This is a genomic window from Bradyrhizobium aeschynomenes (genome assembly GCF_013178945.1).
In the GTDB taxonomy this organism is placed as follows: Bacteria; Pseudomonadota; Alphaproteobacteria; order Rhizobiales; family Xanthobacteraceae; genus Bradyrhizobium; species Bradyrhizobium aeschynomenes.
In genome coordinates this window covers 486509-499988 of the sequence record NZ_JABFDM010000005.1, presented here as the reverse complement: position 1 = coordinate 499988, position 13480 = coordinate 486509, and the positions used below count along the sequence as shown (strand labels likewise).

Genomic DNA, 13480 nt, shown 5'->3' with positions numbered 1-13480 from the left:
CGGGTCGCCATGACGAGGTGGCCCCGCAGCGGCCGGGCTCGAGGCCACCCAAGAGTTTCTTGGGTTCAAGTACCGACCCTGAAGCCGAGCCGCTTCTTGAATTGCTTGAGGACTGTAAGCGCGCCGGTGATTTTGACGGCTTTACGCCTCAACGGCAGCTTGCGTTTTATCGGCGATATTACGGGCTCACCTCGTGAAGCTGCCATATCTGCTTCGGACCCTAAGCCGACTTGCTCACCCGTGCTGGCGATTGCAGCCATCTGTCCAAGAAGAACAATGGCACCATTCCCAAACAGTGAATGGCTATTCCAACCAAAAGAGGAATGGTGCCATAGATCAAACCCAGCAAAAACGTAATAGGAGCGAAGATTACGGTGATAAGGGAAACAATGATGAGAAGCGTGAAGTAGATGCAAACGGGAGCGCCAATAAAATAACGTACTAGCATGCCTACGTCGATGGCATTCCGCTTTCTTATAGCGCTCATTGCTTCGCCAAATGCGACTGGGGCGACGATGAACGGAGCAAATCCCGGAAGCGCATTCATCAGGTCGCGCTCGATGCGCACCACGGACGTAAAAAGCTCGGGATAGAGAGGCCGGATCATAAGAATGGCCAGCGAGGCCACAGCGGTGGTCCAGATCGTTAGATAAGTAACGATGACCGCCTGCGCTCGGACTTTCACGCTGGGAGCTCCACTCATATGCTCATCACCATAGCATACGCTAGTTTCCCGTATTGCCCGCTTGCTCAGAACAGGTTTGCAGACCATTAACGAGTTCGTCTACCTGCACCTTCCGCTTCCGGCCCGGAACGCAAGTGCTGGGCCGCACGGGGCACTTCCGGAGCTGGGGGAAGTCCGGCTGTGCCGTCCGACTGCAGCTTACAGCCGCCCTTGACCCGAAACAGACTACTTCGGTGGTTGCGCCGTTCGAAACTCGATCTCGCCTTTTGGAGCATTGTTAAGTTGCTCCGCCAGACCATTCACTTCTTGATCGGTCCAATCGCGGTCACTGATCTGCCAAGTCGCACCTCCTATTGGCTCTCGAAGTACCGGGGTCAGAAACGTACGTCCCGCAACACGAATCTCGAGCGGCCGACCAAGATTGCTGTTGCTAATAATGCGTAATGTTTCCTTGGATTTCTCCGCAAAGATCAGGTTCAGGATTGGCCTTCCTGTTCTCTCGTCGCGACCTACTGTCGCGCCGGTGAGCACAACCACGTGGTCACCCGCAATGCATCCTGACATAAACAAAAGGCTGGTGACCACAATCAGTAGCGAGCGGCATCTCAGCAACATCATGGACCGGCTCCAAGCTCAACCGGATTTAACGTCAGCGTCATTGTAGACGAGAGCACCCAAGTCGCCTACTGACCCCAGAGCGGATATTGGCGAACGAGCTACTGGGTTGCGCCGTCTACCAAAAGAGAAAAGAGAATCCATCCGCGTTGATATACAATCTCAAGTCCAGATGATGCTGCTATCTTTGTTTACGTTCGACACGTCGCTGAAGCTTTTTCGCTCCGAGCGGCACAGTTGCGGAGAAAGGGGGCGGTTGCGGGTCCGGAACGAGATTGTTGAAGTCGGCGAGGCAGATCGCTTCCCGTGTCTTTGTAGCCGCGCAGATGAGCTTGCCATCAGCCGCGTAGATTAATCTGCCGCGTTGATCTCGACCGGTCCACTCAGCTCCCTCAATTTCCTGGGTCGACTGATGTAAGGGAGCAAGATCGTATTTTCTCTCAAAACTCGTGTCGAAGGCAATGAAGCTGACATTGAGCCCAGCTCCCGGGTGATCTGGATGTGCTGCTACCGGATAAAATCTGAGGACGGCGCTTCGATCGTCTGTAAAGCGTCCGCCTCCGCCATACGTCGTACCCTGGGGCCACAGCCCAAGAGCATGAAGCCAGGGACTCCGGCTGATAGCGCTCCACGCCGACCTGTAGTCAGTTTTCAGTTTGCGTCCTTGATGGATGAACGACAGAAGCAATTTGCCGTCAGGCGACAAATCGCATTTCTCAGGATAGATGCGTCCTTTTAGCCAGGCGCCCGGATGGAACGTATCGTTCTTGGTGTCCCAGCGAACGATATGAAACCAGTCCGACGGACCCCGACGGAAGATGACGGCTTCATGTGCTTCACACGCAAATATCACAAAAAGACGAGGGGCGACTTTCTTCTGAACCACATTTGCACCCGCAGGCAGAGAACGAAGTCAGATCCCTATGGAGTTGCTCAATGCCGCGAGGAGTATCAAAGTGGCACTATCTTGTGAATACGCCCAATCGGCGCTGGTCCTTACGGGCTTAAGAGACTGTGAATGTCTGCTGGTGGCCGATGCTGTCGAAAAAGTCTTTTTCGCCGCGCGGGACTGCTTCTCCTGGTCTGGTTCGACGGCGAGGCCATTTATGGATCGAGTATCCGCTGCGCCGGCCGATCGCTGGCTGCGACGCTGGCGCATAATTGCTCACACGCATACAACTCATACCCGCGCCGGCTCTGGCGGCTTGAGCAGCTTCAGCGCCATTGTCTTCAGGTTCTGCACGATGGCGGCGAGATGGAATTCGTCGCGGGCGCCGGACAGACCTCTCAGGCGCAACCGCTCGAACCCATGGTGGGTCTTCAAATGTGCGAACCGCATCTCGACCCGCTTGCGCTCGTCGCGTGATTTGAGGAACGCTTTCGTCGTCATTTTCCGGCGCGCGACATCTCGGGCGTCTTCGTGGAGATCGCGCGGGATCTGCCGGGCGGGCATGTTTGGGCAACACTGCGCCTTCAGGACAGATGGAGCAATCGTGTTTGCTGGCGCGGAACCGTAGCATCGTTCCATCGTGAACTTTGCCGGTGGTGCGAAGCACCTTCCCACTGGGACAGACATACACATTGGCGCGGCTATCCCATTTGAAGTCTGCACGCGAGAAGGTGCCATCTTCGCGTTTACTTTTATCCCACACGGGGATGTGCGGCGTGATCTGTTTCTCCTTGACGAGCCAACCGAGGAACTTGCCTGTGCCATAGGCTGTATCGGCGATCAGTCGCTTCGGCTTCAGATCGAAGCATCGCGCTGTGCGATCGATCATCGTCTTGGTCGCGACGACTTCGTCGTAGGTCCGCGCTGGCGTTGCTTCCACGTCGACGATGACCGCATGTTCGACGTCGATCAGGTAATTTAGACCATAGCCGAACTGGACGCGCTTGTTGGCTTTTGCCGTCCACGCAGAAGATGGATCGGACAGCGAGATCACCTTCGGCGCCTTGCGTTCGCTGCGCCGGTGCCGCGGCGTCTCAGGATCATTGTCGGTGTCGTCGGCGCCATCCGCCGCCTCGGTGGGCTGCGCGGCAGCTTCGATCGAAGCAAGATACTCAGCAACGGCGCGCCGCTGACGTTGTGCGTCGGTCCAGTCGAGTTCGGCCGGCGGCTTGCCGTGGTAGCGACTGGCGTTGGCCTCCAGCACGCTGGCATCGACCGCGAAGCCTTCGCCCTTTACCAGCCCGGTCGCCATCGCCGACCAGACGACACGCTCGAAGATGTGGCGCAGCACGTCGCTCTCGCGAAAGCGGCCGAGCCGGTTGACCGAAAATGTCGAGTGATGCGGGAGAGCGTCATCGAGATCGAGCTGGCAGAACCAGCGGTAGGCGAGATGCAGTTCCACTTCCTGGCAAAGCCGGCGCTCTGAGCGGATGCCGTAGCAGTACCCCACGAGCAGCATCCGGATCATGAGTTCGGGATCAATCGACGGTCGCCCGATCTCGGAATAGTGCGGCTCAAGCTCCTTGTGTAGATCGGCGAGTGCCACGGCGACGAACGCGTTCATCCGCCTGAGCAGATGGTTCTCGGGGATACGATCCTCCAAGCGAAACTCATAGAACAGGCTGCCCTGATCCCGCTTCCGCCGTCCCATCATCACCGTTCTCCGTCACCGAAGCTCGATCAGATGAAGGAATCAGTGTTCGCCGAGGCTCTCAAGCCTTTTTTCGACAGCATCGGCCCGTAGCGGACGTTCGACCGTGAGCGAGCCATGTGTGCAGCCTATCGAATGATTCTCCGCGTTGCCGCAGTCACTGAGGCAATTCATCAAGCTGGTCGGATCGGCGAAACGCCTTTTGAAAAGTCCATTTCTGCCGCCAAGTGAGACAGCTTGTCCGGGTTTTTGACGATGTAGATCGCGGTGATCCCGTCCTCGCGAATGTCGAGCGCGGTTGTCTGAAGCATGCCCCCTGCATCGAGGCTGACGTAGCCTGGCAGGCCGTCGATGGTGACGACACGAAGCAGCGTCGGCAGCACGACATGTTTGCGGCGCTGCCCGGCAAAAAGGCGCAGGGCCCGCTCGACGCCCCAAATGACGTTGCGAAAGGCACGGACCTTGCCGCCGCCATCGGTATGGATCTCGACATCCCTTGCCAGCAGGGCCGAAAGCGCCGCCACGTCCCCGTCGCGTGCCGCGGCGAAGAAGGCACGGGTGATCCGATCCGCATCCGCGGGTTCGACGTCAAAGCGGGGACGAGCGGCCTGCACGTGCTTGCGGGCGCGCGCCGCGAGCTGACGAACCGCGGCCGGCTCGCGGTCGAGGGTGATGGCCACTTCGGTCAGCGGCACGTCAAAGACGTCGTGGAGAAGGAAAGCGGCCCGCTCCAGAGGCGACAAACGCTCAAGGGCCAGCATCAACGTGACCGTGACGTCGTCGGCGACCGTCTCGTCCGGTTCCACCAAACCCACGAGAGGATCTGGCAGCCAGGGTCCGACGTAGGTTTCCCGGCGCGCCCGCGCGGAGCGGCGTCGGTCGATGCACAGGCGTGTGACGATGCGGGTCAGATAGGCGGGAGGCGAATCGACGCCACCCTCCACCCCCACCCACCGCAGCCATGCGTCCTGAACGACGTCCTCCGCCTCCGTGAGCGAGCCCATCATCCGATAGGCCAGGCGTGTCAGGCGTCTTCGCTCCGCTTCGAACTCGGTGGTCCGCTGATCGTTCATCGCCTTCATCCGCCCCGCTTCCTCGCAGGTCATATCCGCTTTTCCATCGCTCGCGCATCAAGGCGCGAGGAGAAGACGATTGGACGAGCCCGGATGTGACATCGGCCGCTTCGAATGGAAATGTTGATTGGGCATGTCACACCCGGAATGCTTGGCCCGTCATGGTTCCGAATGTCGATTTCCGGCGTTCCGAACATTGAGACACGTCATGAGCGAGAACAAGCGATTGGTCTGGAACGAGGTGGCGCCGCAGGGTGCGAAGGCCCTCTTCGCTATCCATCATTACATCACCACGGGAACCGACCTGCCCCGCGAATTGATCCACCTCGTCTTCCTACGAGTTTCGCAGATAAACGGCTGCGCGCACTGCATCGATCTGCACACCCGGGACCTCCTGGCCACGATGCCAATCGAAAAGGTCGCCCTCGTTCCGGTCTGGGCCGAAGTACCGCGCCTCTTTCCCGACAAGTACCGAGCTGCGCTCGCGTGGGCGGAGGAAGTCACTCTCGTCAGCGAGACGCACGCCTCCGACGAGGCCTATGCAGCCGCAAGCGCGGTGTTCGCGCCTAAGGATCTCGTCGACCTCACCATCACGATTGCTGCAATGAACGCCTTCAATCGGCTGGGGGCGCCCTTTCGGCTCCCGGTCAAGGCAGAGGCCTGATCCGCTTCTTCCCTCTTCATCCTGGCGCACTCCCTGGTCAGCAATCCATGTCGACGACGAGCGGTATGCTCTCATCGATCGAAAGGAGCCGCCGCCCATCTCGGTTCGCACCCAGCCGGGAGGCGACCAGCAGCAGCGCATGTCCATCGCTCGGATGCTTGGCCGCATAGCCCTTCATCAGCATGTTGAGGGCCGCTTTGCTGGAGGAATAGAGTTGTCAGGAACCCGTGGCGTTCTCGATGCTTCCGAGCTCGGAACTCATGATCGCGATTGTGCCGCCTGGCGGGACTGGATCCTGCAGCAACTCCGCTGCGCGCACCGGCGAGAATGCATTTGTGAGCATCATGTCGAGGAAGTCCGTCTCGCTGCGCTGAGCGGGCTTTCGGGGACGGCGCGCGCAATCCCGCGTTGACGAACAGAACGTCGAGACGTCGTCCACCGAGCCGCTTCCGGAGCGCGCGGACCGTCTCAACCTCTCGAGCCTGCCGGAGAAGCGGCTTCCGAACTTGTCGAGCTCACGTGATGGCTTCGAACGGCGGCAATCACGTGCCACCGCGAGTCAGCCATTCCTCGACGAGTGCAAAGCCGAGCCCACGCGAGGCACCCAGGACAAGGGCAGTTTGTTGCACCATCATGATCTCCTTAGGACAGGTTGAAGACTAGAACGCCGCTTTGCCGATCGAGGCACCACCATCGACGTGGATGGTCTGGCCGGTGATGAAGGCCGCCTCGTCGGACAGCAGGAAAGCGATCGCTGCGGCGATCTCATCCGGTTGGCCGAATCGTCCCATCGGGACGCCCGCGAGGTAGCGGCGCTCGCCGTCGCTCCCGGGCGGATTGTTGGCACGGAACAGCTCCGTCTCGGTCGGTCCCGGCGAGACCGCATTGACGGATATCCCGGTGCTGGCAAGTTCGAGCGCCCAACTCCGGCTGAAGCTCACCAGTGCTGCTTTCGCCGCAGCATAGGCGGTGCGTTCGACCGAACCGAGCACCGTCAGGCTGGAAATGTTGACGATCCGTCCCCAGCCGCGCTCCGTCATGCCCGGAAGCAGAGCCTGCACTGCCTGGAGCGCCGGATGCAGGTTGACACGCATCACGTCGTCGAACGCCTGCAACTCGAGGGCGCCGAGTCGTTGCGGGCGGACCAGGCCGACATTGTTGACCACGCCATCGAAGCGGAAGCGCGTCGAGAGCTCCGCGAGCACGGCTTCGGTCGCGCCGGCGTCGGCGAGATCGACGGAGACGAGCGTGCCTGGGAAGTCCGGCGTGGCGTGGCGCGCGAGGCCGACGACCGCGTGGCCGTCACGGATCAGGCGACGGGCGAGCGCCAGGCCAATGCCCTTGCTGGCGCCTGTGATGAGGAACGTGCGAGACATGGAACACTCCGCAACGGTTTTCAACGGGGGCAGGTCACGAGGCGATGGCCGCCGCACGACGACGAAGCGCGGGCAGCATATCCTCCGGCTCGGGACGCTTCGTGTAGTCCGGGTTGACCTCGGCATAGAGGATCGTTGCGTCCGGTCCGATCACGTAGCGGGCCGGCATCGGCAGCGTCCAACTCGGGTCGCCATTGAAGCTCGGCAGGTCATTCTTGAGGCTCTTGTAGAGGTCGACGAGATAGTCGGGCAGCGCGAAACGAAGCCCGAACGCCGCCGCCACGTCGTTGCGGGGGTCCGACAGGATCGGGAAGCCCAGCGCGTTCTGACGCACCGATTTGCGGCTGTTCGCTGCGGTCTGCGGCGAGATCGCAATGAGCGTTGCGTCGAGCTTCTGAAACTCCGGCAAAGCGGCCTGCAGCGCCTGCAGCTCCATGTTGCAATAGGGACACCAGACGCCGCGATAGAAACTCAGCACCAGCGGTCCCCGGGCGAGCAGGTCCGCCGAGGACACCGGCTGGCCGTCGGGGTCGTTCAACGTGAAAGCGGGTGCTTTGTCGCCCGCCTTGCGCGCGTGGCTGGCGGCGCCACTGGCGATCAGCTCGGACGTTGCACGTCGCATCGTCTCGATGACGGCGGGGGGCACATTGTAGGGCGGTTTGCCGGCTTGGAACTCGGCTTTGAAAGCGTCGAGCTTGGCCTGGAGGCTCATGATCTGCTCCTTGAGGATGCTAGGGGATGGCGTGGTGCGAACGGTGCCGTGACGGACCTATGCGCCTCTGCCGCTCGACAAGGCAGCCGTCTCCCGGCGATAACGCTCATTCCTGAGAGGAATGACGGTGGACAGATATCAAGCGATGGCGACCTTCGTGCGGGTGGTGGAGACCGGCTCCTTCTCGGCCGCCGCTCGCCATCTCAATGTCGGCCAACCTGCGGTGTCGAAGACGATCGCACAGCTGGAGGGCCGCCTGCAGGTCAGCCTGCTGATCCGCTCCACGCACGGACTGACGCCGACCGAGGCCGGGCAGCGCTTCTATGAGCGGGCCAGGGCGGCCATCCAGGAAGCCGATGAAGCCGAGCTTGCAGCGCGCGGGGCGGGCGCGGGCCTGTCCGGTTGCCTCCGCGTGTCGGCAGCGACGACATTCGCCCGGTTACATATCGTACCGATGCTGCCGCGCTTTCTGGCCCAGCATCCCGGACTCGAGATCGACGTGATCCTCGACGACCGCATCATCGACCTGGTCGTCGAAGGGATCGACGTGTCGCTTCGCATGGGGGAGTTATCCGATTCTTCTGCGGTCGCTCGCAAGCTGGCAACCGGCGGCCGTTCGGTGCTGGCAACACCCGCCTATCTCGAACGGGCGGGCGAGCCGCATGGCCCGGCTGACCTCGCTGGACATGAGGCCGTGATCTACAGCCAGCTTCCCAATGTGTGGTCATTCACCCGCGACGGCGCAGAAGCCTCCGTGTCCGTGCGCGGCCGCGTCCGGGTGAGCGCGGCCGAGGGCCTGCGCGCCGCGGTGCTTGCCGACATGGGGCTGACCATCGCGTCGGACTGGATGTTCGCCCCTGAACTGGCGAGCGGCGCCGTGCGCCGGGTGCTACAAGACTGGACGCTGCCGCCGCTCGACCTTTGGGCGGTGTTTCCTGCAGGTCGCATGGCCAGCGCCAAAGCGCGCGAGTTCGCAAGCTTCGTGGAAGGGGTGATGGCGAGAGCCTATTCCCGAGGGGCATAAGGCATATCACCCCGAGCCACGCTCCGTTCGGGCCAGCAACCGCGTAACTGATCGTGACGCCGCTCCCCGACGGCCCGAGATCAAGGATCAGTATCATGGCCAATTTCAAGACCTACCGCGACGCCTTTCCGAACGCCCGCCTGACGCGCAAGGACAATGGCGTGTTGGAAGTCGCGCTACATACCAATGGCGGCAAGCTCGTCTTCAACGGTCATACGCACGAGCAGTTCGTCGACTTGTTTCACCATATCGGCGAGGATCGCGACAATCGTGCGGTGATCCTCACCGGCACAGGTGATGCCTTCATGGACGCAATCAATCCCGAGGGCTTCGACTTCTTCACCCCCCAGGGTTACGACAAGATCCTGCGCGAGGGCCGCAAGGTGCTTTCGAACATCCTCGACATCGAGGTGCCGATGATCACTGCCTTGAATGGGCCGGTGCTGCTGCATAGTGAATATGCGCTGCTGACCGACATCGTGCTCGCGACTCCTCAGACCGTGTTTCAAGACAAGCCGCATTTCGAGTTCGGCATCGTACCGGGTGACGGCGTACATATCCTGTGGCCGCATGTGATCGGATCGATCCGCGGCCGGTACTTCCTGCTGACGCGGCAGGTGCTCGACGCTCAAACGGCCAAGGACTATGGCGCGGTCAACGAGATCGTTCCCGCCGACCGCCTGCTCATACGTGCTCACGAAATTGCCGATGGGATCGCCGCGCTGCCGCCGCTTACCGGCCGGTATACACGCATTGCACTCACCCAGCAGCTCCGTCGTCTCATCGATGAGGGGAGCGCGTACGGGCTTGCTCTCGAAGGGATCAGCGCCGCTGCCGTTGCTCGCAGCATGGCCGCACAAAGCTGAAACGGCAACCACGCCGGTTAAGTCGGTGAGCAGTTGACGGACGCTCGGTCAGGATGAGTGATTGCCGGGCGTCCGTTCCGCACGGCTTGTGCAAGCGAGATAGGGAAGCGCGACCGCTTCAGTGTTTGCCGCGCTGTCCTCGCTTGGGCGGAGGGAGTCACGTTCGTCAGCGAGACGCACGCCTCCGACGAGGCCTATGCGGACGCAAGCGCGGCTTTCGGGCCAAAGGATCTCGTGGACTCCACGATCACGATTGCGGCTATGAACGCGTTCAACCGGCTGGCGGCGCCCTTTCGTCTCCCGGTCAAAGCCAGGTCTGATCCCTTCTTTCCCTCGTCACCGATGGCCCTAGCGGGGTTCCGATTCAACCATTCAGGATCCAACCCATGGCTGTAAGCGCCGGGCTGCGCGACATTGTCCCAATCCTTCAGTCCACACCGCGCACCCGGCTACGCAGACGGCACCAGTTTCCGCTGCGAGGCCGCTCGGAACCGAAGCCCATAGACCGCTTCTGGCTCGTCCGGACTTGCGGAGTGGCGCTGAGAATGTCCGCTCTCGGGCCCGATCGAAAGTAGGCGGCGGAGTGCCTCAAGGCCACTTTTGATCCAAAGCGACCCAGCAAGGCTTGCTTTCATCAACTCTCGCCAGCCGCGGCGGAACATCCCGGGGGGACACCGGTTCGCCCAAGTTCCAGCGCGTTTGGTGCCAACACGCATTGTTCTCAGAGGGTCCGCTGATGTCATCGTCCGATGTGGTCAGGAGCGCTCACGATCGCCGCCAACGAAGGCTGCTGATCGTGCTGGCCTTGGGATTTGTGGCCTTTGGCGCAGCTGCGGCCGGCCTGGTCTACGTGTTGCAGCCCGAGACTCTCCGGATCGCCGTCGGGCCGGCAGGGAGCGACGACCACAAGGTGGTCCAGGCGATGGCCGACGCATTCAGTGAGGAAAGCAGGACCGTCCGGCTGTCCCCGATCACGACGGGGGGAGCGGCGGAATCCCTGGCCCTGCTCGCCGCCGACAAGACCGATCTGGCGGTCGGCCGCGGCGACCTCGGCATGCCCCCCGATGCGCAGACATTGGCCGTCCTGCGCAAGAACTATGTCGTGCTGTGGTCGCCCTCCGGACGACGCGGCAGCGAATCCAAGCCGAAGGGCAGCGGCAAGATCGCCGATATCGCCCATCTGGCGGGTCGCAAGGTCGGCATCATCGGCCGGACCGGAGCAAACGTCGCGGTGCTCCAGGCCATTCTGGAGGGGTCCGGCGTGCCACCCGATAAGGTTGCCACGGCTCAATTCGGGACGGACGAGATCGAGAAGCTTGCGCAAGACCCCACCCTCGATGCGTATCTCGCCGTCGGTCCGCTCGACAGCAAGATCACGGTGGACGCGATCACCGCGACCTCCCGGGCACGCGGAGCTCCGACGTTTCTTCCGATCGACGCATCGGAGGCCATTGCCCTGAAGCATCCGCGCTACGAGGCCGAGGAGATTCCAGCCAGCGTCTTCAGCGCGAAGCCGGCCTGGCCGGAGGACAAGGTCGACACGATCAGCGTCAATCATTTGATCCTAGCGAAGAAGGAACTGTCCGAAGCCAAGGCGGCGGCGTTCTACCGGCAGCTTTTCGCGGTCCGCGACACGATCACGCAAGGCCTCGCCGGCGCGTCGCACATCATGAAGCCCGACACCGAGAAGGAGACCGAGCCGTCCGTGCATCGCGGCGCCGCGGCGGTGATCAACGGCACCGAGCGAACCTTCCTGGACAAATACAGCGACTACTTCTGGTTCGCGTTGCTCGTCCTGTCCGGCATCGGTTCGGCCGCCGAATGGCTGCGCCGCTATCTGAACCGGGATGAACCGGAGGACGACACCAGCGGCCGCAACCGCGTTCTGGCCGCGGTGTCGGAGGTGCGCAATGCCGGCTCGGAAAACGATCTTCTGACCTGGCAGCGGGAGGTCGACGGGATCATCGCCGAGACCCTCAAGGACTATGACGATGGCGCCATCGAACAGGAGGACCTGGCGGCATTCGGCCTGGTCCTCGAACTCTTCAACCATGCCGTCGCCGAACGGCGAGCGACGCTGGCGAGCGGCGCCCCCGATCAATCATGGACGACGGGTCCGACCATCGCCTCTCGGCGATAGGCTCGGCTCATGAGGACGAAAATTCGTGCGTCGACACGCGTTCGAACCCCGCCACCAGACTTTTTCGATGTTCTGGACGGCGGACGCCGGCGTGGCGAGCGCGTCGCAGCGTCCGCAATCAGCCATCGGGCGCAACGGTCGACGCCATTGCGATGCCGCCGCGCCGTTCAGTCGATGATGCCCGGCCCTTCGGTCATCGCGCGCGCAACGCCCTCCTTCATCTGCCTCACCGCCTCCGGCGCGTGCCCCTGCCACAGGACGACCTCGGCAATGACGCGCAGCGGCGCGCGGGATCGATGAGACCGCGTCGGATTGCCCGGGAACTTCTTGTCCGTCAGGTTCGGGTCGTCGACGAACGGACCGGTCGGCTCGACGACGTAGATCCGTCCCCGTCCGTCACCGGCAGCCAGCTCGGCGCCCCAGATCGCCGCATCCAGCGTCGCCGTGAAGTAGACCCAGGACAGCGGCTCCGCCTCGGTGAAGTTGGACGGATATCCAACGGCGATCAGGTCGCCCGGCCGCAGATCGGCGCGTGTTCCGTGGAAGAAGGATTGGGCAAACACGGTTGCGGCAGACGACATCGAGGACCTAGCGTGGCTTCCAGTGCTCTTCATCTGTCCGGGAGCGGTGCCGAATGCAAATGACTGTTTCGTCAGCCGAAAGTGCTCTCCCGCCGTCATTCCGGGGCGCGCGCCAGCGCGAGCCCGGAATCCATAGCCACGCCTGTCTGCGATGACGCGCGCTGCGCGTGGCCTCACCTCGTCCTGCATCTGCCGTTCGTGGCTATGGATTCCCGGCTCAGCCGCTGCGCGGCTGCCCCGGAATGACGAGGGAGCGCGGTTCGGTGCCGGCGCAATCGCCTGACGTGGTGTTGCGCGATCATCCGGGCCGCATGGCCCCTTGTTCAGCTCAGCTCGCCGGGGTGAGCGTACCGTCCATCAGCCAGCCCAGCCCATCCGTCGTCGCTGCCCGCGGCTTGTACTCGCAGCCCACCCAGCCCGCATAGCCGATGGCGTCGAGATGGCGGAACAGGAAGGGGTAGTTGATCTCGCCCGTTCCCGGCTCGTGGCGGCCGGGATTGTCGGCGAGCTGGATGTGGGCGATGCGGGCGAGGTGCTTCTGCATGGTGCGGGCGAGATCGCCCTCCATGATCTGCATGTGGTAGATGTCGTACTGCACGAACAGATTGTCGGACTCGACCTCGGAGATCAGCTGCAGCGCCTGGGCGGTGCGGCTCAAGAAGAAGCCGGGGATGTCGAGCGTGTTGATCGGCTCGATCAAGAGCTTGATCCCCTGCGCTCTCAGCGCGGTCGCGGCGAAGCGCAGGTTGCGGACCAGCACCTGGTTGAGCTCGCGCGCATCGGCGTCGTCGGGCGCGATGCCGACGAGGCAGTTGAGCTGGCGGCAGTCGAGCGCCTTGGCATACTCGATGGCGCGGCGGACGCCGTCGCGGAAGTCGTCGACGCGGTCGGGCAGGATGGCGATGCCGCGCTCGCCGGCGGCCCAGTTGCCGGCGGGCAGATTGTGCAGCACCTGGGTCAGGCCATGGCGCGCGAGCTGCTCGCGCAGCTCCGCCTTGTCGAAGTCGTAGGGAAACAGATACTCGACCCCGCTGAAGCCGGCCGCCTTGGCGGCGGCGAAGCGATCGATGAACGGCAGCTCGTTGAAGAGCATGGTGAGATTGGCGGCAAAGCGCGGCATGTCGTGGTCCTCGATGATCGGGGG

Annotated in this window: 13 protein-coding genes and 2 pseudogenes; 5 read left to right on the top strand and 10 right to left on the bottom strand. The window is 62.5% G+C overall.

All coding sequences use genetic code 11. The features are described from left to right. Window positions 1–220 precede the first annotated feature (220 nt). From HL666_RS17925 to HL666_RS17905, 5 genes and pseudogenes are all read right to left on the bottom strand, one after another. Window positions 221–685, bottom strand: coding sequence for a hypothetical protein (locus tag HL666_RS17925; RefSeq protein WP_172114804.1), 465 nt, complete (start codon window positions 683–685; stop codon window positions 221–223). A gap of 225 nt (window positions 686–910) precedes the next feature. Beyond that, window positions 911–1303: a SecDF P1 head subdomain-containing protein gene (locus tag HL666_RS17920; RefSeq protein ID WP_172114802.1), complete on the bottom strand. Its 393-nt coding sequence runs from the start codon at window positions 1301–1303 to the stop codon at window positions 911–913. Between the two features lie 178 nt (window positions 1304–1481). After that, window positions 1482–2186 carry a hypothetical protein gene (locus HL666_RS17915; protein ID WP_246739367.1) on the bottom strand — a complete coding sequence of 235 codons (705 nt, stop codon included), beginning with the start codon at window positions 2184–2186 and terminating at the stop codon, window positions 1482–1484. 294 nt (window positions 2187–2480) lie between these two features. Continuing rightward, window positions 2481–3903: pseudogene (locus HL666_RS17910) on the bottom strand (IS1182 family transposase). Between the two features lie 170 nt (window positions 3904–4073). Next, window positions 4074–4973: a sigma-70 family RNA polymerase sigma factor gene (locus tag HL666_RS17905; RefSeq protein WP_246739351.1), complete on the bottom strand. Its 900-nt coding sequence runs from the start codon at window positions 4971–4973 to the stop codon at window positions 4074–4076. A gap of 208 nt (window positions 4974–5181) precedes the next feature. On the opposite strand from HL666_RS17905, the gene HL666_RS17900 reads away from it, so the two are divergent. Beyond that, window positions 5182–5637 carry a carboxymuconolactone decarboxylase family protein gene (locus tag HL666_RS17900; protein ID WP_172114326.1) on the top strand — a complete coding sequence of 152 codons (456 nt, stop codon included), beginning with the start codon at window positions 5182–5184 and terminating at the stop codon, window positions 5635–5637. A 37-nt stretch (window positions 5638–5674) separates the two neighbouring features. On the opposite strand, the gene HL666_RS33995 is transcribed toward HL666_RS17900, so the two are convergent. The 3 genes from HL666_RS33995 to HL666_RS17885 all read right to left on the bottom strand — a co-directional run bounded on the left by HL666_RS33995 (window position 5675) and on the right by HL666_RS17885 (window position 7725). Further along, window positions 5675–5821, bottom strand: coding sequence for a hypothetical protein (locus tag HL666_RS33995; protein WP_210261951.1), 147 nt, complete (start codon window positions 5819–5821; stop codon window positions 5675–5677). Window positions 5822–6296: 475 nt separating this feature from the next. Next, window positions 6297–7013, bottom strand: a complete 717-nt coding sequence (locus HL666_RS17890; protein ID WP_172182722.1) for an SDR family oxidoreductase — start codon at window positions 7011–7013, stop codon at window positions 6297–6299. A gap of 34 nt (window positions 7014–7047) precedes the next feature. Further along, on the bottom strand, window positions 7048–7725 hold the full coding sequence (locus HL666_RS17885; RefSeq protein WP_172114328.1) for a peroxiredoxin-like family protein: 678 nt from the start codon (window positions 7723–7725) through the stop codon (window positions 7048–7050). Window positions 7726–7852: 127 nt separating this feature from the next. Between HL666_RS17885 and HL666_RS17880 the strand changes: the two genes are divergently transcribed. From HL666_RS17880 to HL666_RS17870, 4 genes and pseudogenes are all read left to right on the top strand, one after another. After that, entirely contained in the window at window positions 7853–8749 is an 897-nt protein-coding gene (locus tag HL666_RS17880) for a LysR family transcriptional regulator (protein WP_172114422.1), read from the top strand. Between the two features lie 95 nt (window positions 8750–8844). Next, entirely contained in the window at window positions 8845–9615 is a 771-nt protein-coding gene (locus HL666_RS17875; RefSeq protein WP_172114329.1) for an enoyl-CoA hydratase/isomerase family protein, read from the top strand. A 129-nt stretch (window positions 9616–9744) separates the two neighbouring features. Next, window positions 9745–9933 (top strand): annotated as a pseudogene (locus tag HL666_RS34235) (carboxymuconolactone decarboxylase family protein); the annotation flags it as partial. Between the two features lie 418 nt (window positions 9934–10351). Next, window positions 10352–11755, top strand: coding sequence for an ABC transporter substrate-binding protein (locus HL666_RS17870; protein ID WP_172182720.1), 1404 nt, complete (start codon window positions 10352–10354; stop codon window positions 11753–11755). A gap of 167 nt (window positions 11756–11922) precedes the next feature. Here the strand turns inward: HL666_RS17870 and arr are convergent, their stop codons facing one another. Continuing rightward, on the bottom strand, window positions 11923–12336 hold the full coding sequence (gene arr, locus HL666_RS17865; RefSeq protein ID WP_172182718.1) for an NAD(+)--rifampin ADP-ribosyltransferase: 414 nt from the start codon (window positions 12334–12336) through the stop codon (window positions 11923–11925). Window positions 12337–12664: 328 nt separating this feature from the next. After that, window positions 12665–13456, bottom strand: a complete 792-nt coding sequence (hyi, locus tag HL666_RS17860; RefSeq protein ID WP_172182716.1) for a hydroxypyruvate isomerase — start codon at window positions 13454–13456, stop codon at window positions 12665–12667. Window positions 13457–13480: the final 24 nt, after the last annotated feature.

Bases quoted from the DNA above. Each gene is read 5' to 3' on its own strand.
- HL666_RS17900 (WP_172114326.1), top strand. From the start codon at position 5,182: ATGAGCGAGAACAAGCGATTGGTCTGGAACGAGGTGGCGCCGCAGGGT.
- HL666_RS17885 (WP_172114328.1), bottom strand. From the start codon at position 7,725: ATGAGCCTCCAGGCCAAGCTCGACGCTTTCAAAGCCGAGTTCCAAGCC.
- HL666_RS17905 (WP_246739351.1), bottom strand. From the start codon at position 4,973: ATGAACGATCAGCGGACCACCGAGTTCGAAGCGGAGCGAAGACGCCTG.
- HL666_RS17920 (WP_172114802.1), bottom strand. From the start codon at position 1,303: ATGATGTTGCTGAGATGCCGCTCGCTACTGATTGTGGTCACCAGCCTT.
- HL666_RS17875 (WP_172114329.1), top strand. From the start codon at position 8,845: ATGGCCAATTTCAAGACCTACCGCGACGCCTTTCCGAACGCCCGCCTG.
- hyi (WP_172182716.1), bottom strand. From the start codon at position 13,456: ATGCCGCGCTTTGCCGCCAATCTCACCATGCTCTTCAACGAGCTGCCG.
- HL666_RS17890 (WP_172182722.1), bottom strand. From the start codon at position 7,013: ATGTCTCGCACGTTCCTCATCACAGGCGCCAGCAAGGGCATTGGCCTG.
- arr (WP_172182718.1), bottom strand. From the start codon at position 12,336: ATGTCGTCTGCCGCAACCGTGTTTGCCCAATCCTTCTTCCACGGAACA.
- HL666_RS17870 (WP_172182720.1), top strand. From the start codon at position 10,352: ATGTCATCGTCCGATGTGGTCAGGAGCGCTCACGATCGCCGCCAACGA.
- HL666_RS33995 (WP_210261951.1), bottom strand. From the start codon at position 5,821: ATGCTGATGAAGGGCTATGCGGCCAAGCATCCGAGCGATGGACATGCG.